Annotated in this window: 21 protein-coding genes; 9 read left to right on the top strand and 12 right to left on the bottom strand. The window is 66.4% G+C overall.

Going from position 1 to position 21,685, the window contains the following annotated elements; all coding sequences use genetic code 11:
* Positions 1–2 precede the first annotated feature (2 nt).
* Both MPARV_RS0117170 and MPARV_RS0117165 read left to right on the top strand, forming a co-directional pair.
* Positions 3–1,502 (top strand): cryptochrome/photolyase family protein, encoded by a 1,500-nt coding sequence (locus MPARV_RS0117170; protein ID WP_020379142.1) that lies wholly within the window; start codon positions 3–5, stop codon positions 1,500–1,502.
* Positions 1,503–1,608: 106 nt separating this feature from the next.
* Entirely contained in the window at positions 1,609–1,992 is a 384-nt protein-coding gene (locus MPARV_RS0117165) for a DoxX family protein (RefSeq protein ID WP_020379141.1), read from the top strand.
* Between the two features lie 36 nt (positions 1,993–2,028).
* On the opposite strand, the gene MPARV_RS0117160 is transcribed toward MPARV_RS0117165, so the two are convergent.
* Positions 2,029–2,364 carry a DoxX family protein gene (locus MPARV_RS0117160; protein WP_020379140.1) on the bottom strand — a complete coding sequence of 112 codons (336 nt, stop codon included), beginning with the start codon at positions 2,362–2,364 and terminating at the stop codon, positions 2,029–2,031.
* A 106-nt stretch (positions 2,365–2,470) separates the two neighbouring features.
* Here MPARV_RS0117160 and MPARV_RS0117155 point away from each other — a divergent pair, with 106 nt between their 5' ends.
* Entirely contained in the window at positions 2,471–2,665 is a 195-nt protein-coding gene (locus MPARV_RS0117155) for a hypothetical protein (protein WP_020379139.1), read from the top strand.
* An 80-nt stretch (positions 2,666–2,745) separates the two neighbouring features.
* On the opposite strand, the gene MPARV_RS0117150 is transcribed toward MPARV_RS0117155, so the two are convergent.
* Complete coding sequence (locus MPARV_RS0117150; RefSeq protein WP_020379138.1) at positions 2,746–4,329, bottom strand: ABC-F family ATP-binding cassette domain-containing protein; 1,584 nt, start codon at positions 4,327–4,329, stop codon at positions 2,746–2,748.
* Positions 4,330–4,392: 63 nt separating this feature from the next.
* Here MPARV_RS0117150 and MPARV_RS0117145 point away from each other — a divergent pair, with 63 nt between their 5' ends.
* The 3 genes from MPARV_RS0117145 to MPARV_RS0117135 are packed head-to-tail and all read left to right on the top strand — an operon-like array spanning position 4,393 to position 7,405.
* The gene (locus MPARV_RS0117145) at positions 4,393–5,550 is read left to right on the top strand and encodes an acyl-CoA dehydrogenase family protein (protein WP_020379137.1); all 1,158 of its coding nucleotides are present in this window, start codon (positions 4,393–4,395) and stop codon (positions 5,548–5,550) included.
* Positions 5,547–6,686: an acyl-CoA dehydrogenase family protein gene (locus tag MPARV_RS0117140; protein WP_020379136.1), complete on the top strand. Its 1,140-nt coding sequence runs from the start codon at positions 5,547–5,549 to the stop codon at positions 6,684–6,686. The genes MPARV_RS0117145 and MPARV_RS0117140 overlap by 4 nt, the downstream gene beginning before the upstream one ends.
* A gap of 14 nt (positions 6,687–6,700) precedes the next feature.
* Positions 6,701–7,405, top strand: coding sequence for a nitroreductase family protein (locus MPARV_RS0117135; RefSeq protein WP_020379135.1), 705 nt, complete (start codon positions 6,701–6,703; stop codon positions 7,403–7,405).
* 217 nt (positions 7,406–7,622) lie between these two features.
* Here MPARV_RS0117135 and MPARV_RS0117130 read toward each other — a convergent pair whose 3' ends face one another.
* On the bottom strand, positions 7,623–8,771 hold the full coding sequence (locus tag MPARV_RS0117130; protein WP_020379134.1) for a DUF726 domain-containing protein: 1,149 nt from the start codon (positions 8,769–8,771) through the stop codon (positions 7,623–7,625).
* A gap of 597 nt (positions 8,772–9,368) precedes the next feature.
* On the bottom strand, positions 9,369–10,529 hold the full coding sequence (locus MPARV_RS0117125) for a hypothetical protein (RefSeq protein WP_020379133.1): 1,161 nt from the start codon (positions 10,527–10,529) through the stop codon (positions 9,369–9,371).
* Between the two features lie 118 nt (positions 10,530–10,647).
* Between MPARV_RS0117125 and MPARV_RS0117120 the strand changes: the two genes are divergently transcribed.
* Entirely contained in the window at positions 10,648–11,181 is a 534-nt protein-coding gene (locus MPARV_RS0117120) for a hypothetical protein (protein WP_012228484.1), read from the top strand.
* A gap of 1 nt (position 11,182) precedes the next feature.
* Entirely contained in the window at positions 11,183–11,632 is a 450-nt protein-coding gene (locus tag MPARV_RS0117115; RefSeq protein WP_020379132.1) for a PIN domain-containing protein, read from the top strand.
* 1 nt (position 11,633) lies between these two features.
* On the opposite strand, the gene MPARV_RS0117110 is transcribed toward MPARV_RS0117115, so the two are convergent.
* Genes MPARV_RS0117110 through MPARV_RS0117085 form a run of 6 tightly spaced genes read right to left on the bottom strand, consistent with a single transcriptional unit; the run spans position 11,634 to position 18,290 of the window.
* Complete coding sequence (locus MPARV_RS0117110) at positions 11,634–12,986, bottom strand: hypothetical protein (protein WP_157789703.1); 1,353 nt, start codon at positions 12,984–12,986, stop codon at positions 11,634–11,636.
* 18 nt (positions 12,987–13,004) lie between these two features.
* On the bottom strand, positions 13,005–13,853 hold the full coding sequence (locus tag MPARV_RS0117105) for an ABC transporter permease (RefSeq protein WP_020379130.1): 849 nt from the start codon (positions 13,851–13,853) through the stop codon (positions 13,005–13,007).
* Positions 13,850–14,824 carry a daunorubicin resistance protein DrrA family ABC transporter ATP-binding protein gene (locus MPARV_RS0117100; RefSeq protein WP_040055721.1) on the bottom strand — a complete coding sequence of 325 codons (975 nt, stop codon included), beginning with the start codon at positions 14,822–14,824 and terminating at the stop codon, positions 13,850–13,852. Before MPARV_RS0117100 ends, MPARV_RS0117105 begins: the two co-directional genes overlap by 4 nt.
* Entirely contained in the window at positions 14,821–15,321 is a 501-nt protein-coding gene (locus MPARV_RS0117095; RefSeq protein WP_020379128.1) for a DUF2505 domain-containing protein, read from the bottom strand. The genes MPARV_RS0117100 and MPARV_RS0117095 overlap by 4 nt, the downstream gene beginning before the upstream one ends.
* A gap of 9 nt (positions 15,322–15,330) precedes the next feature.
* The gene (locus MPARV_RS0117090) at positions 15,331–16,776 is read right to left on the bottom strand and encodes a condensation domain-containing protein (RefSeq protein WP_157789702.1); all 1,446 of its coding nucleotides are present in this window, start codon (positions 16,774–16,776) and stop codon (positions 15,331–15,333) included.
* A gap of 2 nt (positions 16,777–16,778) precedes the next feature.
* Positions 16,779–18,290 (bottom strand): condensation domain-containing protein, encoded by a 1,512-nt coding sequence (locus MPARV_RS0117085; RefSeq protein WP_172636597.1) that lies wholly within the window; start codon positions 18,288–18,290, stop codon positions 16,779–16,781.
* A gap of 176 nt (positions 18,291–18,466) precedes the next feature.
* Here MPARV_RS0117085 and MPARV_RS0117080 point away from each other — a divergent pair, with 176 nt between their 5' ends.
* Complete coding sequence (locus MPARV_RS0117080; RefSeq protein ID WP_012228462.1) at positions 18,467–19,261, top strand: MerR family transcriptional regulator; 795 nt, start codon at positions 18,467–18,469, stop codon at positions 19,259–19,261.
* A 32-nt stretch (positions 19,262–19,293) separates the two neighbouring features.
* Here MPARV_RS0117080 and MPARV_RS0117075 read toward each other — a convergent pair whose 3' ends face one another.
* Both MPARV_RS0117075 and MPARV_RS0117070 read right to left on the bottom strand, forming a co-directional pair.
* The gene (locus tag MPARV_RS0117075; protein WP_157789701.1) at positions 19,294–20,091 is read right to left on the bottom strand and encodes a hypothetical protein; all 798 of its coding nucleotides are present in this window, start codon (positions 20,089–20,091) and stop codon (positions 19,294–19,296) included.
* Positions 20,092–20,238: 147 nt separating this feature from the next.
* Positions 20,239–21,591, bottom strand: coding sequence for a chloride channel protein (locus MPARV_RS0117070; protein ID WP_202948856.1), 1,353 nt, complete (start codon positions 21,589–21,591; stop codon positions 20,239–20,241).
* Between the last annotated feature and the right edge of the window lie 94 nt (positions 21,592–21,685).

Raw genomic sequence — 21,685 nt, 5'->3', positions numbered from 1 at the left:
CCATGACGCAGCTCGACACCGTCTGGGTACTCGGCGACCAGCTCAATCGTCGCGTCGGTGCGCTGGCCGACCGCAAGCCGGGCGACTGTCGCGTGCTGCTGGTGACGAGCGAAGCCAAGATCAGCTCGAAGCGTTGGCATCGCCAGCGGCTGCACCTGGTGCTGTCGGCCATGGCCCACTTCGCAGCAGAGCTGCGGGCCGAGGGCTTCGAGGTGGACCACCGTCGGGCCCCAACCCTCGCAGCCGGGCTGCACGCCCACCGCGCCGAGCACGATGTGAGCACGGTCATCGCCATGGAGCCGATGAGCTGGGACGGCCGAGCCATGCTGAGCGGTGCCGATGTCGAACTCGTCCCCAATGGCCAGTTCCTCTGCCACTACGACGACTTTGCCGCCTGGGTTGGTGACAGAAGCAACTTCAAGATGGAGGACTTCTACCGATGGCAGCGCTACCGCCTCGACGTGCTGATCGAACCGGACGGCGAGCCGGTCGGCGGTCGCTGGAACTTCGATCACGACAACCGCGAACCGCCGCCCAGGGACGGCCGGACATGGCCGCAACTCACCCGCTTCGAACTCGACGACATCGACCGGACCGTCATCGCCGACCTGAACGACGATCTCTGGGGTTCGCCACCCGACGGGACGTGGCCGGTCAACCGCCACCAGGCCCTCATCCGGCTCGATGAGTTCGTCGCCACCGGACTGGAACGGTTCGGTGCCCACGAGGACGCCATGCTCGCCGGCGAGTGGAAGATGGCCCATTCTGCGCTCTCGTCATCGATGAACCTCGGAATACTCCACCCGGCGGAGATCGTTGACGCTGTCGTCGCCGCCCATCGGGCGGGCACGGCGCCGCTCAACTCTGTCGAGGGGTTCCTCCGTCAGGTCATCGGCTGGCGGGAGTATGTGTGGGGGTTGTTCTGGCTGTGGATGCCGGCGTTTCGAGACAACAACGGCCTCGATGCCGACCGGACCGTCCCGCCTGCGTTCACCGGTGCGTCGTCGACCGGAATGGCCTGCGTCGCCAGCGCGGTCGGCCACGTCGAACGTCACGGCTACGCGCACCACATCGAGCGGCTGATGGTGCTGGGCAACCTGGCGCTGACCGCCGGTGTCGAACCTCAGGCCATGACCAACTGGATGTGGGCAAGCTTCGTCGACGGCGCCGAGTGGGTGATGATTCCCAACGTCGTCGGCATGGCGCTCCACGCCGACGGAGGACGGATGGCGACCAAGCCGTACGCCTCCGGCGGGGCGTACATCAACAAGATGAGCGACTCCTGCAAGGGCTGCCGGTACGACCCGAAGAAGCGGGTCGGCGACGATGCGTGCCCGTTCACCACCTTGTACTGGGACTTTCTCGCCCGTCATGAAGAGGTCTTCGCCGGCAACCACCGCATGGCCCGGCAAGTCGCCGGCATGCGACGTCTCAACAACCTTCCGGCGGTCCGCGAGCGTGCGGTCGAGGTGCTGGCGGCGCTTGACGCGGGCGACCTGTAGGTCTCTTTGGTGGGGATTGCAAAGCTGAAGTCGTACGCTGACTCCCGGCACATCCGGGAGCGGCTGTGCCCTGCAGACCCACTGGAACCTCAACAGAAGGAAACCTATGAAGATCATCGGTAAGATCGGTCAGGCCGGATCGGCAATCTGGATTCTCAACGTCTGGTTCAACCGGTTCAACAAGGACACCGGCTACCGGGGCGGTAACGCAACCAACATGCGCGAGGAGTTCGAGGAGTACGGGCTTGCGGAGCCGGTCATGTACGCCGTCGGGGCCACCAAGGTCAGCCTCGCAACCATGATGCTGGTCGGGCTCGTCAAGCCGAAGTTCGCACGGCCGGCCTCCGTTGGGCTGGCCACGCTGATGCTTGGCGCCATCGGCATGCACCTCAAGGTCAAGGATCCACTGAAGCGCTCGATCCCCGCCATCTCGGTGCTCACCGGCGCCGTCCTGGCTGCGGCCCTCAACGGGGACGACAGCGAGGCCTAAGAGCCGGGGCCCCGGCACCTCGGGTCACGGTCGCTGTTAGGTCAGGTGGAGGTACAGAAGTACCCCGTTGAGTGCAGCGAAGAATGCCGCCTGCGCCATCTCCCGAGGCGCGTCGTGAATGCGCAGGCGGACGGCCACGCCGATCAGCATCATCAACATCAGTCCGCCGGTTGCCAGGGCTCCGATTGTGTCGTTGACCAGGCCGACCAACGCACCCAAGGCTCCCATCACCTGTAGCGAGCCAACAAGCACTCGGTATTGCGGCACGCCGTAGCGCTCGAACTCCCGGCGGACGCGGTCTGCCACCAGGGCTTCGTACCCGTAATAGAAGAATGCTCCTGCCGAACAGAGCGTCAGAATCAGCAGAAGCATCAGGTCGGCAGGCTACGGATGTTCTGGTCGGTTGAGGTGCCACCTCGCTCGCTGCAGCTCTGAAGAGGCTCCTGAGCGAGTGGGCGGGTCAAGATAAGGTGCCGCAATGGGAAGCAGCACCAGCAAGCCGCGTAACGGTCACAAAAAGCCCAAACACCTGCCCAAGGTCGGGTCACCGGCCAACGAGCGTTGGGAGCACGAGACGCGCAAGCGGCAGGATTTCGGTTCGGGTGTCACGGCTGTGATCATCGGCGTGATTCTGGTAGCGGCGCTGATCGGCGTTCTCGTCATCACCCTCTGAGCGCCGGGAGTCAGCCTCAGCGTCAAGTCGGTAGTAAGACCCATACCGTTGGGCACACCTGGCGGTCATCCGTGACCGGGTCACACTCCCGCTTGTAGCTCCCCGGCACCGCCCTCGCCATCAAAGCGGACGACCCGGTTGGCGACCTTGTCGATGAAGAAGCGGTCGTGGCTCACGACCAGCACGGCGCCGGGGAAGTGGGCCAACGCACGCTCCATCACCTGGGTGCTTTGCAGGTCGAGGTGATTGGTGGGCTCGTCCAGGATGATGGCGGCCGCTCCCGAGAGCAGGCATTGAGCGAGAGCCACACGTGCTGCCTGGCCGCCGGAGAGATCCCTGATTTTGGTGGCACGGTCCATCTCGGAAAATTGGAACAGGCTGAGAAACCGACCGACCGACTTCCTGGTGGCATGAAAGGCCAGGCTGTCGGGCATGGCGGAGACGGCGTGGCCCACGGTGTCGTCAAGGTCGAGCGCATCGACCATCCGGTTGAACGACACGTGGCTGGTGCCGCTGGTCCACTTGACCTCCCCACTGGTGGGCTCACCTCCGGCGAGGGCGTCCAGCAGGGTGGTCTTGCCGCAGCCGTTGGGGCCGAGGATGGCGATCCTGTCGCCGCGGTGGATATCGAAGCTGAGATTCTCAAACAGGCTGTGCCCGTCGAATGCCATTCCCAGGCCGGTCACCTCGCACAGCCTGTCCTTCACGTGGAGGCCGGAGTAGATGTCTGTCACGATCTGGTCGACGGGTCGGGGCGATCCGCTTTTCTTGATCTTCGCCAGGCGGCGCCGCAGCGCCGGGCTCGGGTTCTTTGCCAGCTCTTTGCGGTTTGAGATCGCCTCCTGCTCGTAGGCGAGCAGTTCGGCTTCGTGCGCAAACTCCCGCTCGAGGCTCTTGATCCGTCGTTGCTTCATCTGCACGTAGTCGTTGAAACCCCCGTCGTATTCGTACAGCCGATGGTTTTCGACCTCGACGATCCGGTTGCAGACCGCCTCCAGAAACTGGCGGTCGTGGGAGATGACGATCAGCGCCCCGTCAAACTTCTGGAACCAGCTTTCCAACCAGCGCAGCCCCGCGATGTCGAGGTAGTTCGTGGGTTCGTCCATGAGCAGGACCTGGGGTTGCTGCAGGATCACCTTGGCAAGGGCCGCCCGGTTTCTCCAGCCGCCGGAGAGCCGACCAATCGGCAACTCCCGATGTTCATCGGAGAACCCGAGCTTGGTCAGGACAGTGTCGATGTCGTTCTCGTAGGTCCAGGTACCGGCGCGTTCCTGCGCTTCCAACAATTCGGCCTGGCGGTCGACCAACCGCATCATTTCTACGTCGTCTGGACCCGCCGTGAAACCTTGGTTCACCTCGTCCATCTGCGCCTCGAGTGCGTGCACCTCTCCGAAGAGAGCGACGAGTTCGGCCTGGATTGTGGTGTCGCTGTCGAGTTCGGAGAACTGCGAGAAGTAGCCAATGGCGACGCCGTCCGAGATGTCGACCGTGCCCTCGTCCGGCGCCTCCTCGCCGAGGATCAGCTTGATCAGGGTCGTCTTGCCGGCGCCGTTTCGGCCGACGAGCCCGACCTTGTCGTCCGGGCCCAGTTTGAAGTGGATCTCGCGGAAGATCGTGGTCCGGTCGTAGGACTTGGAGATGTTCTTCAGGCGTATCCAGCTCAAGTCGGGGAAGCCTACGCCCGCTCATTCGACGCATACGCACCCGGAATCCCCTAGAAACAACCCATGGGAACCAACCTGGTACTGGACGCCGTGAGGCAGATCGGTCCGGCGCTTGCGAGCCGGTCGATCGAGATCGAAGAGGCGCGTGGCCTTCCGCTCGATGTCGTCGAGCTGATCAAGACGACGGGAGCGTTCAGGATGTATGTCCCGGAGGACATGGATGGTCCCGGCGTCACGGCGTGGCAAAGCCTGGAGGTGATCGAGGAGCTGGCCTACCACGACGGTGCCTCCGGTTGGTGTTCGATGATCGGCTCGACGACATCGCTGACGGCTTCGATGCTGCCGGACCGGTTTGCGAACCAGATTTTCGGTGACGACGGCGCCGTCGCCGGCGGGTTCGCCATGCCGTCCGGTCGTGCCACGCCCGTCGACGGAGGCCTGCGCGTCAGCGGCCGCTGGCAGTGGGGTTCGGGCACCCGTCACTGCACTTGGATCGCCGGGGGCTGCCTGCTGGTCGGCGAGGACGGGACACCCCAGGCGAGATCCGACGGCCTGATGGCCCCCTTCGTCTTCTTCCAACCCGACGACGTCGAGTTCATCGACAACTGGGACGTGTCAGGGTTGTCCGGAACCGGCTCGGGCGACTACCAGGTGACCGACGTGTTCGTTCCGGAGGGCCGCTGGGTGCAGTTGGGCGACGACGCGACGGTGCGGCACAACAGCATGTCGCGGTTCTCGTTCTTTGGGCTGCTCGCCTGCGGCGTGGCCTCCTGCGCGATGGGCATCGCCCGGCGGGCCGTCGACGAGCTCGTCGAGCTCGCCGGAACGAAGAGGCCCCAGGGAAGCTCGAAGACGCTCGGCAGACGTCCCCAGGTTCAGGCCGATGTTGCGATCGCCGAGGCCAAGCTGGCCTCGGCATGGGCGTTCGTCGAGGCGTCCATCACCGACTCCTGGGTGACGGCCGAGTCGGGCAGCGCGCCAACGGTGGAGCAGAAGCGCCGGCTTCGGTTGAGCGCCACCCATGCCACGCAGACGGCGGCCGAGGTGGCCGAGCTGATGTACAAGGCAGGCGGCGGCGCGTCGGTCTACACGTCGTGTCCGCTGCAGCGAACGTTCCGTGACGCGTTCGTCGCCACCCAGCATGCGATGGTCGCACCACGAACGTTCGAAACCCATGGTCGGATCCGGCTGGGCATCGAGACGGACACGGGACTTCTGTGAACGAGCTGACGAAGCTGACGAACGAGCTTGACCCCGTCGAACAGCGAGGTCTGCTTCGCGCCTGGCTTGCCGATCACCCCTCCCCCGCTGCCCGCCAGCTGGCCGACGCCGGGCTGATCGCTCCGGACTGGCCGCGGCCGTGGGGGCTCGGTGCCGACCCGCACCTGCAGCTGGTCATCACCGAGGAGTTGGCGGTGACCGACGTGGCGGTCCCGGACAGCACGATCGGCATGGGCTGGGCCGGCCCGACGATCCTGGCCGGAGGCACCGAGGCCCAACACCGGCGCTGGCTTCCGGGCATCCTGGACGGCACCGAGATGTGGACCCAGCTGTTCAGCGAGCCGGACGCCGGCTCCGACCTGGCATCGCTTCGCACCACAGCCGAGCGCGACGGCGACCAGTACGTCGTCAACGGACAGAAGATCTGGTCGACGTGGGCCAATCGGTCCCAGTGGGGCATCCTTCTGGCCCGCACCGACCCAACCGTGGCGAAGCACCAGGGCATCTCCTACTTCGTGGTCGACATGGCCACCCCCGGTGTCGAGGTGCGCAAGATCATCGAGATGACCGGCGGCAACCACTTCAACGAGACGTTCCTCAACGAGGTGCGGATCCCCGTCGAGAACCGCATCGGCGCCGAGGGCGACGGATGGCGCCTGGCGACGGTCACGCTGGGCAACGAGCGGGTTGCGCTGAGCGAGGGCGGCGTGCTCTGGGGCATGGGGCCGACCTTCGGGGAGTGCATGGACGAGATCCGGCGGAGGCCGGCCGCCGGAACCCCGGCGAACCGCCAGCGGGCGGCCAGGGTGTACAGCGACGGGTTCGTCACCAACCTGCTGAGCCAGAAGATCGTCGACGCGATGCTCCAGGGTGAAGATCCGTCGCCGTTCGCGTCGATCCGCAAGGCGAAGGCCGATGCCAACGCCCAGGCGATTCTCGATCTCATCTGCGACCTCGCCGGGCCCGCCGGAATGCTCGGCATCCAATCCGAGGAGGCCGAGGCGACCGATCCCTGGCATTGGGCCTACCTGTTCAGCCGAGCGCTCACCATCGGCGGCGGCACCTCTGAGATCCAGCGGAACATCATCGGCGAACGGCTTCTCGGCCTACCGCGTGAGCCACGGCCCCAACCCTGAAAGTAGGCACATCCATGCAGCTCTATGACGCGATGAGCACCCTGCGAGCGGTTCGCAGGCTGCGAACCGACCCGATCCCCGACGACGTTGTCGATCGGGTGCTTCAGGCCGCCTGTTGGGCACCGACCGGCGGCAACACGCAGCCCTGGAAGGTGATCGTCGCCACTGACCCCGATGTAAAGGCCGGGCTCCAGGCGATCTATCGCCCGGAATGGCAGCGCTACGCTGCGCAGGTTCTCGCCAGTCTCGACGGACTGCCCGACGACCACGCGGCCCCGCGGCGCCGCGTGGTGAGGGCGGGCGACCATCTTGCCAACCACCTGGACGAGGCGCCGGCGGTTCTCGTGTTCTGCGCCAACCCGGCGGCGATGGCCATCACCGACGCCAACCTCGATCGCATCAGCATGGTCGGCGGTGGGTCGGTCTACCCGGCGGTGCAAAACGCCATGCTGGCCTGTGTTGCGGAGGGGCTCGGCTGCACGCTGACCACGCTGCACTGCCTTCGCGAACCCGAGGTGAAGGCCCTCTTGGATATTCCGGATTCGTGGGCGACCGTTGCGCTGGTGCCGATCGGCTACCCGGTCGGTCGCGGCCACGGCCCCATCACCCGCAAGGGCCCTCGGGTGATGGCGGCACGCGATTCGTTCGAGGTGCCTTGGTCCGACGCCTCATCCCGAGGCGCGAAGGGGGACGCGCCCCCCGTTGTAAGCGAAAGATAGGCCGATGGTGACAGATCCTGGATGCTGAGACGCCAACAAGCATCCGACGCCCGTAGACGAGATATCGCCTCCGGCGCCGACGTGTGCCTATTCACAATGAACGTCGCTATCGGTGATACGTGACGAACTGCCGGTTGGGAACAGTTCGGGCAACCGTCCGAGAGCATGCCGGACCTCGTCCGCTACGGCGACTCGGACTACGGAGTGGGCAGTGCGCTTAGCGAAGTTTGATATTCGCCACGTAGGAGACGTGGCTCGCAACTTGCTTGGAGACGTCTCGATCTCTGATGCGAGCAAAGCTCGAGTTGAAGCCCGAGTGACCCACCGCCACGCCGCCAACTCGGGCTGCCCGATAAACGCGACCGAGCACTTGGTCGTTGCGTGACCAGTAGTTCCAGACTGTGTCGGTGACGGCGTGGTTGAGCGACTGCCAGTCGCCCGCATCGTCCACCGCTGCACCCAAGAGGTGTATCGACTGGAGTCTCGGCTCGCCTACCGAGTTGGTTCCTAGAGCTTGCGCCGCCGTGACGGCCACCCGCGCGCCCAAGCTGTGGCCGACCAGGACGAAGTTGTCGTTGGTTCGTTTGATGAGGTCAGCGAGGACTGCCCCAGTCATTCCGGCCCGAGCATGAGCGACTGACCACGGATTGCTTGCCAGACCGGCCGCATTGAATGCTCCAGACAGAGGCCCCAGTTTGCTGGCTGCCTTCGTGGAGGCGCTCAGGGCTTGCTTGAGCAGGATCTTCTTGAATCCTTCCTTAGCCACGCCGAAGCCCACCAGGGATCCGATCGCAGCAAGTTCCTTCGCTCCCCACCGAACTCGGTAGATCGGCGCTTCGGGGTAGCGCGTGCGGATGAGCCTGCCCCAACCGTCCCATTCGGTGGTCCTCTCGGTAAGGAATCCGCTGATGAACACCACCGGCGAGCCAGTTCCCTCGGCGAGTTGCTCGATGGCGAAGGAGTCGTCGGCTCCGACGTACGCGGAGGTCGCCACTCCGCCGAGAGTGCCACCCAGTGCGCTCCCAGCGGCAGTGACTACGACGGTGCCTCCAGCCATTCCGAACCCGCCGGTGGCGATGGGTCCCAGACCGAGAACCGCAAGCCCGTGGCTCGTCGCCGCCGCTCCCGACAGGCCGGAAATCGAACCGATGGCACCACCGATGGCGGGCGCGGCCAGAAATGCGGCAGGAACGATCGCTGCGGCGCTACCCACCGCACCAATAGCGACGTGGGTCAGGCGACGAAGGTTGGGCTTCTCGAAACTGAGCCAATCGGCATATCTGTCGAGCGACTCCAACGGCTGATCGAGTTTGTCGAACCCCGGGATGTCATGGCGATGCTCGGCACAGAACGATGGGGCAGCCATCCTTCGAAGCGGGCGATTGGCGAAGTTGTCGCACCGTGGTGCCACGCAGGGGGTCATTGGCGCCCCACACCCGGTGCACAAATATGCGGGGGTTGGACGCCTCATGCCCTTCACCTGACGATGCTCTGTTTTGGCAAAGCATGCTGAGCACCAGCCAGTCGGTCCGGTCAAGGCCGCACCTTCGACCATTTCACACAGGCTCAGGCAGGTCTCTTCGAATCCGGCAGCTTGTTTGCGATAGCTAGCACGAGTCTCCTCGTTGCGGAGGCGGCGCGCTAGGAACTCATAGTTGGCGAATGCGGAGAGATTCTTGACGATCGCCTGGTTGTTGCGCAGCCCAAGATCGCCGACAAGTTGATCGGGCTCCTCTGGAACCGTCTGAACAATCTCCAGCCTGGTCCCGATCGAAGAAACCAGTTCGCAATGAAATCCAGTCACGCCTCTGGGGGTGTATACGAGGGATGCCACGGAGCAGTTCTACCACCCGTCAAAAGGTGGCCACCCGACACCGGCTGGGAGGTCTGGGTGGTTGGCCACGGGCCGCGGTCTTTCACACCTCAATGACCGAATGTGTATTGAGGAGACCGACTGAACCAGCTACCGGTTGACCGATACCACGACTCGCAACTCGATCGATCTGCGGACGACGCTGCGACGCGCTGCCCGTGAGCTCGCCACCCAGTCCCGAGACCCCGGTCCGCACACCGCCTCCGCGTCTGCCCGAGCCTCGTCGGCCAAGGCGAGCATCCCCTCGATCGCCCGGCGCAGCGCCGGGGTCGCCTGCTCGGGTGTTTTGGTGCCGTCGAGGTCGCCCAGCGCTTCGACCAGCCCGGGGGCGTCGCCCCGCTCGACCGCCGACTCCCCCGCCTCCAGTGCCTGGGAGCAGCGTTCTGCAACGCTCTCGCCCGGAAGCACACCGGCGCCGTGCGCGGTGCCCAACGTGTTGAACACGTAGGCGGAGCGGTGGTCCATGTCCGAACAGAAGAACCACCGCTGACCCGAATCGTGCAGGAACATCCAGATGTCGTTGATGTCAACGTCGTCCTCCCGCTCGAGGAACGAGTTGGTGGCCAGCCCGTAGCGCAGCTGGTGGCGCTCCCGGTCGATGCTGCGCCCGTCGGCGAACACCAGCGGCTGGGTGATCTGCTGCAACGGAATCCACAGGTTGACCAGCATCAGCGAGGGTTCGTGATTGTGGACGCCGGGTGAGTCGTGACGGAAAAGCGTGGGCCCGTCGCCACCCATCAGCTGTCGTATCGGCGTGCCGAACACGTCCTGGTCGGCGTGTACCGCATCGGCGGGTCCGTGGCCGTTTTTGCCCGTCGGCAGCGACGGCACCATCGACATGCGGTTCGGCCCGGCGGTGCGCATGAACTGCCCCTCATCGGCCACGTACAGCACCGTCAGCGTCAGCCCACTGGCACACCGCAGCACCGCTCCCTCCAGCGCCGCCTGCACCGCCGCGGCGTCAGCTTCGATCAGGCTGCCTGCCGCATCGATTCGTTCCAGCACACGCTGAAGGTCGGCGAACGGCGCCAGGTCGACGGTGTCGAAGCCCGCTTCGAGCAGGTCGACGTCGACGTCGACATGAGTGCAGTCGGTCGTCGGACAGTCGTGGTGCTCCACGCTCTCGCCCCCATACGGGGCGGCTCCCCGTTCGCCTACTCGCAACAAGCCGGGGTGCTCGACGTCAGGAATCGCGAACGCATCCGGGAGGAAGCCCAGCTCGACGGGATACGTGCCGGTTTGGCGAGTCATCGGCCGATCGTACCGGCGGACAATGCGTCATGACCCGAACTTGCGCGTCACTCCCAGAGCAACCGATTGTGAGGGCCGAAGTGTAGACATCCACTTATGGGATATCTAAGGTACCGGCATGGAAACTGCAACTCGCACAGGCATTGGCGCCGCCGACTTCTACGCCGACCCTCACGCGACCAAGTATCAGGCGGAGCTCGAGGCAAATCCGAACGCATTTCGGATTCTCTTTGACCTGCTGAACTTGCCTGCTAACGAACAACGGCTCGCCGACGCAGAGATGCACAACCTGCCCGCCCTCGCCGGAGTTGTTCGGTTCATCGAGGCAGACCCGACGATCGAACGCATTCTCGTCTCTGGTCCTCCCGGCTTCCGCTTTCGTCAGTCTGTGGGCGTCGCCGTGAAGCTCAAGATGGCGAAGCTGGGTTGGCGGTCCACTGGTCGAAAGGGCGCCGTGAAGGGGGCCTCGCACTTCACGAAAGCCGAACGCTTCGCCCCCGGCCCAGCCGCAGGTGACGACTATGCGGCCGGTGCGCTCGCAGCGATCGACGCCGTCGGCCAGATCGGCGAGGACAGCGAACGACAGTCGACCGGTCGGGCGCTCATGGATGCGCTGGCTGCGACGCGCCGATCCGAGGGTCGACCGTTCTAGCGTGCTGATCATTCTCGACAGCGGACCCCTCGGCCTCGTGAGCAACCCGAGTGCCAAAGGGCCTGCCCACGATGCCCGAACGTGGGCACGGACCCGTATCGACGCCGGCGACCGCCTCATCGTGGCGGAAGTCTCTGACTATGAAGTTCGCCGAGAACTCGAACGGTCAGGGAAACACGCCGGCATCGAGCGGCTCGAAAGACTCGGCACCGGCCTCGGCTACCTGCCCTTATCAACCGCCATGATGCGGATCGCCGCCAGCCTCTGGGCCGAAGCACGAAACAGCGGACTCCCAACAGCCCGGGATGCAGCCCTTGATGGTGACGTCATCCTCGCCGCCCAGGCACAGGCCCTTCAGGCCGAGGAGCCAGGCGAAACGATCGTTGTCGCAACCACGAACGTCACGCACCTTGAGCGCTACGTCGATGCGCGCCTTTGGTCAGACATCTGAGTCAGCGGGTGACCGCCGTCGGGCTGAGGCCAAACTCGGCGAGCGTGGCGGCGACGTGGCGGTGCAGTTCGTCGTCGTCGAGGCCACCGCCCACCGGGCGGGCGACAATCGAGAGGAAGACGTTGCCGAGCGCCCGGCCGCTGAGCACGTACAACTGACCGCCGATGCGGTCGAGGTCGGCCGGCCCCTGGCCCGGCTCGATCAGGCGCACCCAGAAGTCGCTCGAGTCCCGGCCGTCGATGCGGACGACTGCGGCGGGCAGGTCGCCGTAGTTGGAGCAGCCGACCGGCAGGGCGGACGCGCCCATGGCGATCGCCTCGCTCCGGCGGACGACGGTGGCGGGCATCAGCGGCGTCAGCGGAAGGGCGGCGGTCAGGTTGTGTGACTGTTCGGCCACGGCCACGAGGGCCGCCTTGGTGGCGGCGCGTAGCCCGGTGAGGTCATCGACCACGCCCATGGGGTCGATCCGGATGGTGGCTCCGTCGAGGGCATTGGCGCGAGTGTCGCCATCGACGCGCACGCTCACCGGGACGGCCAGGGTGACCATGCCGTCGGCCCCGGTTCGCTCGAACCGCTCCCCGAGGCGGGCGGCGATCGCGGACACGAGCGTGTTGCTGGTGCCGCCACGGTCGGCTGCGGCAGCGTCCCAGTCGGCCTGGTTCACCCGGACGCACGCGACGGGCACGCGAAAGGTGCCGCTCGTCGGTTCAGACGCAATGCGAGTGGTGGTGGCCGAGAAGCCGGTCGCCTTGCCGGAAGCCTTCGGGGCCGCCTGGGCCCGAGCGACCCGCATGCCGGCGACCACGGCACGCAGAACGGCCGGCAGTTCTCGGACGAACGCCAAAAGATCGGCCCACAACACGCGGCTGCGTCGACGGGCGCCCCTCCGGGGGTAGGCCGGGCGGCGCTGTCGACCCTCGACCGCATCGGTGATCGCCTGGAGCACGCACAGGCCATCACCAAGCGTGTGCGGGATGGCCAACGCCACGGCCGAACCGCCGTCGGTCAGCGAGAGCACCCCGATCCTCCAGCCCGGACCGTGCTCGGGATCGGTACCACGGTCACCGAACTCCGAAGTCCAGCCGAACACCTGGTCTCGCGGCCGGGGCGTGGCTTCGACGACGAGGTTGGGAGCACGGTCGACCGCCACCCAACGGTGCCGCCCGCCCGGGAGCGGGGAGCGCTCGACCAGCCGTCCCGCCAACGTGTGACAGAGGTTGTCGTTGACGCGCCGCAGGGCCTCGAGGTCGACCGGCCGGTCGTAGGTCCACGTTGCGAGGAAGACCGGCTGGTGGCCGAGGGCCCGCAACCCGAGGAACGACCCCTGGTCCATGAGATCGATGCGGTCGTCCAAGGCCGTCTCCATGCAGCGTCAGGTCCGGTTGTACTGACGGATCGCCAGCGGGACCGAGACGGCGAGGATCGCCGCGACCCACAGCAGCGACCGCAAGACGTACCCGGTGGTCGTCGTGGTGAAGGAGCCGGAATCCTGGAGGGCCTGGGCCGCTTCGGGGCCCAGCATCAGCCCCCGGCAGGCGTTGACGACGATGGTGACGGGCTGGTGGGCGGCGAAGGCCTGCAGCCACCCCGGCATCGAGTTGACCGGCACGAACGCCGAGCTGGCGAAGGTGAGCGGCAACAGCACGGGAAAGGCGATCGACTGGGCCTCCTCGGCCGACGTGGATCGCAGCCCGACGAGCGCCATCAGCCAGGACAGCGAGAACGCAAACGCCAGGACGAGCAGGCTGCCCTTGACCACGCCGATGACGTCATTCGGGCGAAAGCCGATCGCCATGCCGACGAGCAACATCACCACGACGATGCCGATGTTGCGCACCAGGTCGGCCAGGGTGCGGGCCGCCAGCACCGACATGGGGGCCATCGGCAGCGAGCGGAACCGTTCGATCAGGCCGCCGCCGAAGTCCTCGGCGAGGCCGATGGCGGTGGACACCGACCCGAGGGCGACCGCCTGCACGAAGATCCCCGGCAGCAGGTAGTTGACGTAGTCCATGCCCAGCACCTGGCCGAGCGTGCCGCCGAAGACGTACCGGAACAACAGCACGAACATCACGGGCTGCAAGAAGGTGAACACCAGCAGCCCGGTCTCGCGCACCAGGTGCAGCAGGTTGCGCTTGGTCAGCGCCAGGGTGTCGAAGATGGCGAAGACGAACCCGACGCTGTCGTCGGCCGTGTCGTCCGCAACGGCCTGTGTGGCCGTCATCGCCTGGCTCCGGCCGACGCCAGGTCCGGGTCGATGTCGGCGGCCGTGGTGTGGCCGGTGAGTTGCAGAAATACGTCGTCGAGGCTTGGCTCACGCACGGTCAACCCGGTAGGCGACAGCCGAGCGGCGTCGAGGGCCCGGATCACCTCGATGGCCCGTTCGGCTCCCCCGGTGACCGGGCCGAGCACCATCAGGTCGTCCACCTCCGCATCGGGGATGACGGTGCGCACTGCGGGCAGGGCGGCCGCCGCCGTCGACGGGTCGGCGAACGAAACTTCGATGACAGTGGCCCCAAGTGAGGCCTTGAGGTCGGCGACAGTGCCCTTGGCGATCACCCGGCCCTCATCGATGACCGCGACGCTGTCGGCGAGTTGTTCGGCCTCCTCCAGGTACTGGGTGGTGAGCAGCACCGTGGTTCCGTCCCCGACCAGCCGGCGGATCATGGCCCACAGGTCGTTGCGGCTGCGTGGGTCGAGCCCGGTGGTCGGCTCGTCGAGGAACAGCACCGATGGCCGGTGCACCAGCGACGCCGCCAGGTCGAGGCGACGCCGCATGCCACCGGAAAACCCGGAGAGCGGCCGGTCGGCGGCGCGGGTCAGCCGGAACAGCTCCAACAGCTCGTCGGCGCGGGCCTTCAGTTGCGACCTCGGCTGATGAGTGAGTTGGCCGATCAGCACCAGGTTTTCGCGTCCGGTCAGCCGCTCGTCCACCGCCGCGTACTGGCCGGCCAGGCCGATCATCGAGCGGACGTGCTGGGGGTGCCTGCGCACGTCGACGCCGAGCACCGTCGCCGTGCCGGCATCGGGCCGGACGGTGGTGGTGAGCACCCGGACGGCCGTCGTCTTACCGGCGCCGTTCGGTCCAAGCAGCCCAAACACGGTGCCGTGGGGAACGACCAGGTCGACCCCGTCGAGGGCCTGGACGTCCCCGTACCGCTTGGTCAGGCCGCAGGCCTCAATAGCCGGGCTCACGCCACGTCGGAGCGGGCGAACCACCGGTCCCAAGCCTCAAACTCTGCGTCGATGATCTCCATGACCTTCGGCCGCATCAGGGTGACGAACCGGTCGCCGATCAACGGCACCTTCATCGCAAGGGTGAGCACGATCGTGTAGACGCACGCACTGTCGCCGTCCGCCTCGATCGTCGCCTCCATGGTGGCGGTGCCCGGAACGTTGCTCGCCTCCATCGTCGATTGCCCAGTGCACCCTCCATCGGCACGCTTCCACCGTTCCGTCGTGGTGATCGTGTTGGTGGCCTTGACGATTCGCTGGGCCATGGCGGGCACGTCACCCTCGACCGTTCGGACGGTTGTCAGGTCGAGGAGGTCATCGCCCGCCTCCACGCGCAGGATCCCGATCTCCCGATCCCCCGCCAGGTCGTACCGGCCGACGTGCGCGTCGGGGTCGAGAAACGCGGCCGAAACCTGGTCGAGCGGTCGGTCGAAGCGATGGGATGCAGTGAATTCCACGAGACGACCTCAGGCAACCGGGGGCTGGAGGATGGCGGCCGGACCCATCGGTACGTCTCCGCCGGTGCGGGCCACCTCTTGGAGGATCTCGGCGACGCGGGCGAAGTAGCTCGTCACCGCGTGCACCGCCTGTGGCGTGTCGGGGCAGCTGGCGGTGACGTAGGTGCTCCCGGGCATCCGCATCATCCAGACGTACACGTCGTCGTCGTCGCCGGCGCCGGTGAGGCCCCAAAAGTTCTGGTCGAGCCACTTTTCGTGGCCCGGGATCATGGTGCCGTCCAGGTAGGACATGATCGGCGGGCGGTCCGACGAGTCGGCGTCGAAGTCCATGTACTCGGACAGGATCTCGGCTACCCGCAGGGTGGGGACATCCCCGGCCGCCTTGGTATCGCGGAACTCCTGACGCGTTCGGCGCGCCAGCGAACCGAACGTGTCGTCGGGTTCGATGTCGACGTGGAGCGGAACCAGGTTGATGAACCACCCCATGGCCGCAACCCATTCGTCGGACCAGCGGCTGTGCACCGGGTTCAGGCACCGATACGAGGTTGCAGCCGCCATCTCGTGGGCGGCCATGGCGCAGGCCGCGTAGAGCCCACCGGCGTAGGTCCCGCCCAGTTCCTTGACCGCCTTCTCGTAGCCGTCATCCAGCTCGGCGTTGAGCAGTTCCTGGTAGACGGGGACCAGCGGGACCTTGACACCCGGCAACATTCCAAGGTCGACCGGAAACCGGGGCAGGTCGCCACCGCGCATGAAGAAGTACAGCCAATCCTGCACCCCTTTGGACTCGGCGGTGAATCCGTCGGCCCGTTCACGTTCCTCGATGCAGTAGTCGGGGTAGGAGCCCACCTCGGGAAGCTCGGGCGTGGTGCCCGCCCGCTCGCAGTCGTAGATCGTGGAGAGTTCCCACAGCGACAGGAGGACGGACACGCCGTCGGTGTAGCTGTGATCAGCCCCGAAGTAGATGATGGTCTTCTCGTCCCCGACGACCGCCGTGAACGTGTAGCCGAAGCGCCCCAGCGGCACTGCCCACACGTCCATCTGCCGGCGGACGTGGTCGAGCATCCCCTCGGCGGTGACCTCGTCGGGGTGGAAGGTCGGCGCAAAGGTAACGTCCTCAGGTGCCAACTCGTGACGCTCGATCGGCGTGTCCTCGCTGTCACCATCGGCGGTGAACCAGTTGCGCATCCCGCCGTGACGGCCGAGCCAGAAGTTGATCGTCCGCGTCCATGCGTCGACGTCGAATTGGCCGGGCAGTTCGAAGGCGACGCACAACCAACTGCTGTCGGTGTAGCCCTCGCGGGTCTTACTCTTGGCGAGGGCGAGGTGTGCCGCCTGCATCATTGACGGGATCACGCCGGTCGGTGGCGCCACGGCCATGGCGTCGAGGGTTGCCTGGCTGGGCGTCCAATCCACCACCTGCCCGCCCTGTGTGGGGTGGTCGCTGAGACGTGCCATCACTACCATTGCGCGCTGCTTTCGACGGGTGTGCGGATGGGTTCGGACCCGAGCGACAGGGTTTCGAGGATGATCTGTGCCATCAATTTGGTGACGGCCTCGACCTCGGCGCCGCAGACCTCGTTGCCGGGGAAGCGCCAGGTGAGGTAGGTCTCCGTGGGCATCCGGTTGATCCAGGCGTACACCTCGTCGGTCGGCCCGACGTCACCGATGAGCGCGTGGGCCTTCCAGTCATCCCAGCGGTCGGCGCTGCGGTTGAACCTGGCGTCCAGGTAGGAGAGCACGAACCGAGGCTGAAGCGGTGCGTCGAGCAGGTCGCTGATGCGGGGCATGGGAAGCCCGGCACCTTGCTTGGCGGTCGTCCACGATTCGTTCGCCAGGGCCAGGACGTCGATCAGTTCCCGGTCGGCCGGATACTCCACGGCAAAGGGGGCGATCGCCGTGAACCAACCGATTGACTCGGCCCAGTGTGGCGAGTGACGGGTGTGGGTCGAGACGAGGGAACGAAAGCCGACCACATCGGGCGCCGTCTCGATGCCCCGCTCGGCGGCGATCTGCTGGGCGCGCCGGGTGAAGGCCAGCGACATGGTCGCCAGAAATCCGGTTGCGGCGCTGGCACCGTTGGCTCGACACCAGGCGCCGAACGCAGATGCTTGAACCTCGGTGATGATCGGGATGCAGCGCGCCTCTTGAGGAACCTGCGAGCCCGGCGGCAGCCCGTCCGGAAGCGGGAACCGAGGGAGCGTGCCGCGGTCACCGATGAACTCTCGCCACGTGTCGACGGCAACGTGGGATGCCGAGGCCTCCGAGGCCAGTGCCAACTCGTCCTGTACGAAGTCGAGGTAGCTCGGCACCGGGGCGAGTTGGGCCGGCCGCCCCTCGCGATCGGCGTCGATGAGTTCTCGGATTTCGCTGACCGAAAGGAGGATCGAGTACCCGTCGATGTTGACGTGATCGAACGCCATCACCACCGTGGTGCCCTTCGATGACCTGATGGCCGCGAAGGCGTAGGCCGGCCAGCTGACGGCATCGGTGGATCTGTTGAAGAGATCGTCGAGCGTGTCCGCAAGCGTGGTGGCATCGGTGCACGCGCCAAGGTCGACCTCGTCGAAACGCACCTCATCGGGACCCAAGGTCATGCGCTCGAACTCCACGTCGGTGATGCCGACGCCGGTGGGTCGGAAGCCACTGCGGAGGGTTTCATGACGGCTCACCCACCCCTCAAATGCCCGCTGCAGACAGCCACCATCGGCCGTTGGCACCTCGAAGGCAACGCCCAACCACCCGGTAGCGGGGGCCTTGCCCGATGCGCCTATTGACTCCATGCCGAGGTCGAGCAATTCAGGGTCGACCCGCCGGGCCAGCGCGTCGCTGATGTGTCCGTGCTGATTGTGGGACGGACCACGAGGGTCCGCAGTCTGGGCGGCCGCACGGGCGAGGGTGGCCTCCGAAGCCACCCAGGCCGACAACCGACCCAGCGGGAGAGCAAGGTCTCGAACATCACTGAAGCGCATTGGGGCCCCCTCGTGCGGCGCATCCAGAAACTCGCCGGCGGCTCGCACCATACCTGACAGTTACGACTGTCACGCAAGCAGAATGGCATCAGTTGAGATTGCCCCTTATTGCGCTGTGCGATGTCGCATCTGTCGACAGTCTGTACTGTCGACGTTGAATGAGGTACGATCACCGGATGGATTACCGAGCGGAGGAATTGGCGGTCAAGGCGGGAACGACCGTCCGCAACATCCGCTCCTACCGCGACCACGGTTTGCTTCCAGCGCCGGAGCGCAGGGGGCGCCTTGCCCTCTACGACGACTCCCACCTCGATCGCCTGCTGTTGATCAGCAAGCTGATCCAACGCGGGTACACCCTGGCCAATATCGGCGAGCTGCTCTCGGGCCAGGCCCGGGGCGTGGACGTCGCTGAACTGCTCGGGGTCGAGGCTGCGCTCTTGGAGCCGCTTCCCAGCAGGCCGGGAGACGGGCTGACCGGTGCCGAACTGATGGAGAATTACGGGGTCACCGACGGAACGCTTGTCGACACGTCGGAACGCCTCGGCCTGATCGAGCCCCTCGATGGCGACGTCCCGCTGCCCGAGCGCCGCTACCGCGTCCGCAAGCCCCGCGCGCTTCGCGCCGGCCGGGACCTCGTGGAAGCCGGCGTCCCGCTCGATGCCGCAATCGCCATGAGCGGCGAGCTCGCCGCGGGCCTTCAGCCCATCGCTCACAAGCTGGTCATGCTCGTGGCCGACCGGGTCGCCCAGGATGCCGAGTCCGCGTTGGCCAGCAACGACTCGGGACATCAGGCTGCGCTGATCGAAGTCGTACAAGCGCTGCGTCCCCTGGCGGCGGGCGTCGTTGCCGAGGAACTCGAGTTGGCGATGAACGACGAAATCCAGAAGCACCTCGGACAGCTGATGGATCGACTCCTCGTGGAGACCGGGCGAAGCGATCCTGCCGGCGACAGCGTTGACGTGCCCTCGTAGCACCGTCGGGTGTCAGCGAGCCGCGTGGTGCCTCAGCCAGGGTCGACCGATACCAGATGGAACTCCCCGGTTTCAGTGTAGGTCGACTCACCGATCGGTGTATCGGTGCGCACTTCGGCCGTGCGCTCGTTGCGGACCTGAAGGCCGGTGTCCGCTGCGAACCACATCTCGTTGCGTTCTATGCCGGTCTGGGCACCGGACATCGTGCGTTCGCTGACGAAGCCGTGTGCCGTGACGGTTGCGTCGCCCACCTTGATCTTCTTCTCGCCGATGAAGCGGTAGGTGCCCTCCGAGACCGCCTCGCCTTCGACGGCCTCGTTGGTGCCGGTGCAGCGGGCGGTCCACTCCTGGTCGTCCTCCGGGTCCGCCGGGAGGCGCATGGCGCCGTCGGCGCAGGTGAAGTCGCTGAGGTTGGTGATGGCGGTCGGACCGATCATCCATCGCTGCCACGCCTTGCCGCCCGTCTCGACCACGTCGTCGCCCTGTGGGCACTGATCCCAGCTCTGCCAGTGGTTGGTGCTGTAGTCGATGCGAAACGTCCAGCAGCCATCGTCGCCCAGCTCGACCGTGCCCGGCATGGTCGGCCCCTGCCCTTGTGACAGTGGCGGGGTCGAGAGCGACTCGGTTCCGAACCCCTCGTAGCGGTACACGCCCGGCTCGGGCCGGCGGCTCTCAGCGGAACCCTTCGGAGCAGCGGCCTCGGCAATCCGTTCTTTGGCCGCTTCGATACCGACCGGCTCAGCGTTGTCTCGGAGGGTCAGGTACACCCCCACACCGATGAGTGCGGCCATCGCGACGCCGACACCGACGGCGATTCGTTTTCTTCCCACCGTGCGGACTCTACAGCCGCAGGGGATCGAGACCGCCGCCACGTCGTAGTGCTGCTCCAAACAATCCAGCCCGTCCCACAGCCAAACGCTCCGGCCGAGCAGGATCGGACGCCGACCTACCGGTAGCCCGCAGCCGGCATTCCGGGCTCAGGCCGAGGAGGGCGCTGCCGCCGCATCAACCGGATCGCCAGGTAATGCAGGGGTGAGATGGACAGAGGCGACGTACGAGACGGCGACGGCGATGATGATCAACGGCATCAGGGCAACGGCGTCTGCCTGCAGAAACACCGCTGTGAGCAGGACCGAGGTCAGGGGCAGCCCGAGCATGGCGACGGTCATGGCGCCGATCCCCATGGCGACGCCGGAGATCATCGGGAGCCCGGCGAGGTGGGACAACGCCATCCCTCCCGCCGCTCCGATGAACATGCCGGGGAAGGTCGGCCCGCCGCGTAGGCCGCTGAGCGAAATGCTGTAGGCGAGCCCCTTGAAGACCATGAGCGCGACGAGGGCTCCTGCGCTCCACTTGGCGGAGTCCTGGATCAGGCCTGGCAGCGCGGACTGGCCGGAGAACAGCACCAGCGAGTAACTCCGGTTGGTCGACAGCTGGAACAATCCGGCCAGGCCGCCGACGGCGAGACCGATGAGCGGGGTGAGCAGCAGGATGCGGCGCTCGACGATGGGCTGCAGGAAGAGCGCGCCACGCTTGATGAGCGAGCCGACGACGGCCGCGGCAAGCCCGATCCCGATCGCCCAGAGCATCTCCCCCAGGGTGGGTTTGTCGAACGAGGGGACGCCCGGGATCGCCAGGCTCATGGTGCCGAAGCCCGTCCAGCGTCCGACCCCCACGAACACGAGGGAGCCGATGCCCGCAGCGAGCAGACCTGGTGCGAGGACGACTCCGATCAGCGGCCCGCCGATGCCGATGATCTCGAGCATGAGGAAGGCTCCGACCAGGGGGGAGCCCAGCAGCGTGCTGACTGCGGCGAAGCTTCCTGCCGCAGCAATCACCATGGTGGCCTGGGCCGGGGCGTCGCGCTTGGCGAGCCGGACGGCGAGCACGCCCATTCCGCCGCCGATGGCGGTCAGCGGCGCCTCAGGGCCGAGCACGGCGCCCAGACAGAGGGTCGCCAACGAGGCGAGGATGACGCCCGGCAACTCCATCGGCTGGGTGGCCCCGGACGCCTTGAACCCTTCGGCCGGCTTGTGGCCGCTGGTACCCGGCAGGTAGTGGATCGAGAGTCCCACCACCAGACCGCTCAGGGTCAGCGGGATCAGGGGCCACCAGGCCGCCTGGCCGACACCGAGGTCCGTCGGCAAGGTCGTGAACACCCAGGTCTGCGCCACGGCCACGACCTTCAGGAAGTACAGCCCGACGACGGCTACCGGTGCGCCGAGCAGCGCACCAAGCAGCAACAGCGCCAGGTAGCTGCGGTCCAGGAGAATGGCGGTCGGGTCGGGCTTGCCGCCCGCGGCCATCGGTCCCGAATCAGATTGAGTCACGCCGTTCCCTCGCTTGAGATCTTTGGATCAACCGGATGGTCCGGCCCTACGCACACCTGGGCACCAGCCACATGACGATGACGTGCGACGGAGA

It is taken from the genome of Candidatus Microthrix parvicella Bio17-1 (genome assembly GCF_000299415.1).
Classification (GTDB): domain Bacteria; phylum Actinomycetota; class Acidimicrobiia; order Acidimicrobiales; family Microtrichaceae; genus Microthrix; species Microthrix parvicella.
Note: the sequence above shows the minus strand (reverse complement) of the source record. Positions and strands in the feature narration are given on the sequence as shown.

Excerpts from the sequence above, each read along its gene's own strand:
- MPARV_RS0117170 (WP_020379142.1), top strand. The coding sequence starts at position 3 with ATGACGCAGCTCGACACCGTCTGGGTACTCGGCGACCAGCTCAATCGT.
- MPARV_RS0117165 (WP_020379141.1), top strand. The coding sequence starts at position 1,609 with ATGAAGATCATCGGTAAGATCGGTCAGGCCGGATCGGCAATCTGGATT.
- MPARV_RS0117160 (WP_020379140.1), bottom strand. The coding sequence starts at position 2,364 with ATGCTTCTGCTGATTCTGACGCTCTGTTCGGCAGGAGCATTCTTCTAT.
- MPARV_RS0117155 (WP_020379139.1), top strand. The coding sequence starts at position 2,471 with ATGGGAAGCAGCACCAGCAAGCCGCGTAACGGTCACAAAAAGCCCAAA.
- MPARV_RS0117145 (WP_020379137.1), top strand. The coding sequence starts at position 4,393 with ATGGGAACCAACCTGGTACTGGACGCCGTGAGGCAGATCGGTCCGGCG.
- MPARV_RS0117135 (WP_020379135.1), top strand. The coding sequence starts at position 6,701 with ATGCAGCTCTATGACGCGATGAGCACCCTGCGAGCGGTTCGCAGGCTG.
- MPARV_RS0117130 (WP_020379134.1), bottom strand. The coding sequence starts at position 8,771 with ATGGCTGCCCCATCGTTCTGTGCCGAGCATCGCCATGACATCCCGGGG.
- MPARV_RS0117125 (WP_020379133.1), bottom strand. The coding sequence starts at position 10,529 with ATGACTCGCCAAACCGGCACGTATCCCGTCGAGCTGGGCTTCCTCCCG.
- MPARV_RS0117120 (WP_012228484.1), top strand. The coding sequence starts at position 10,648 with ATGGAAACTGCAACTCGCACAGGCATTGGCGCCGCCGACTTCTACGCC.
- MPARV_RS0117105 (WP_020379130.1), bottom strand. The coding sequence starts at position 13,853 with ATGACGGCCACACAGGCCGTTGCGGACGACACGGCCGACGACAGCGTC.
- MPARV_RS0117090 (WP_157789702.1), bottom strand. The coding sequence starts at position 16,776 with ATGGCACGTCTCAGCGACCACCCCACACAGGGCGGGCAGGTGGTGGAT.
- MPARV_RS0117085 (WP_172636597.1), bottom strand. The coding sequence starts at position 18,290 with ATGCGCTTCAGTGATGTTCGAGACCTTGCTCTCCCGCTGGGTCGGTTG.
- MPARV_RS0117080 (WP_012228462.1), top strand. The coding sequence starts at position 18,467 with ATGGATTACCGAGCGGAGGAATTGGCGGTCAAGGCGGGAACGACCGTC.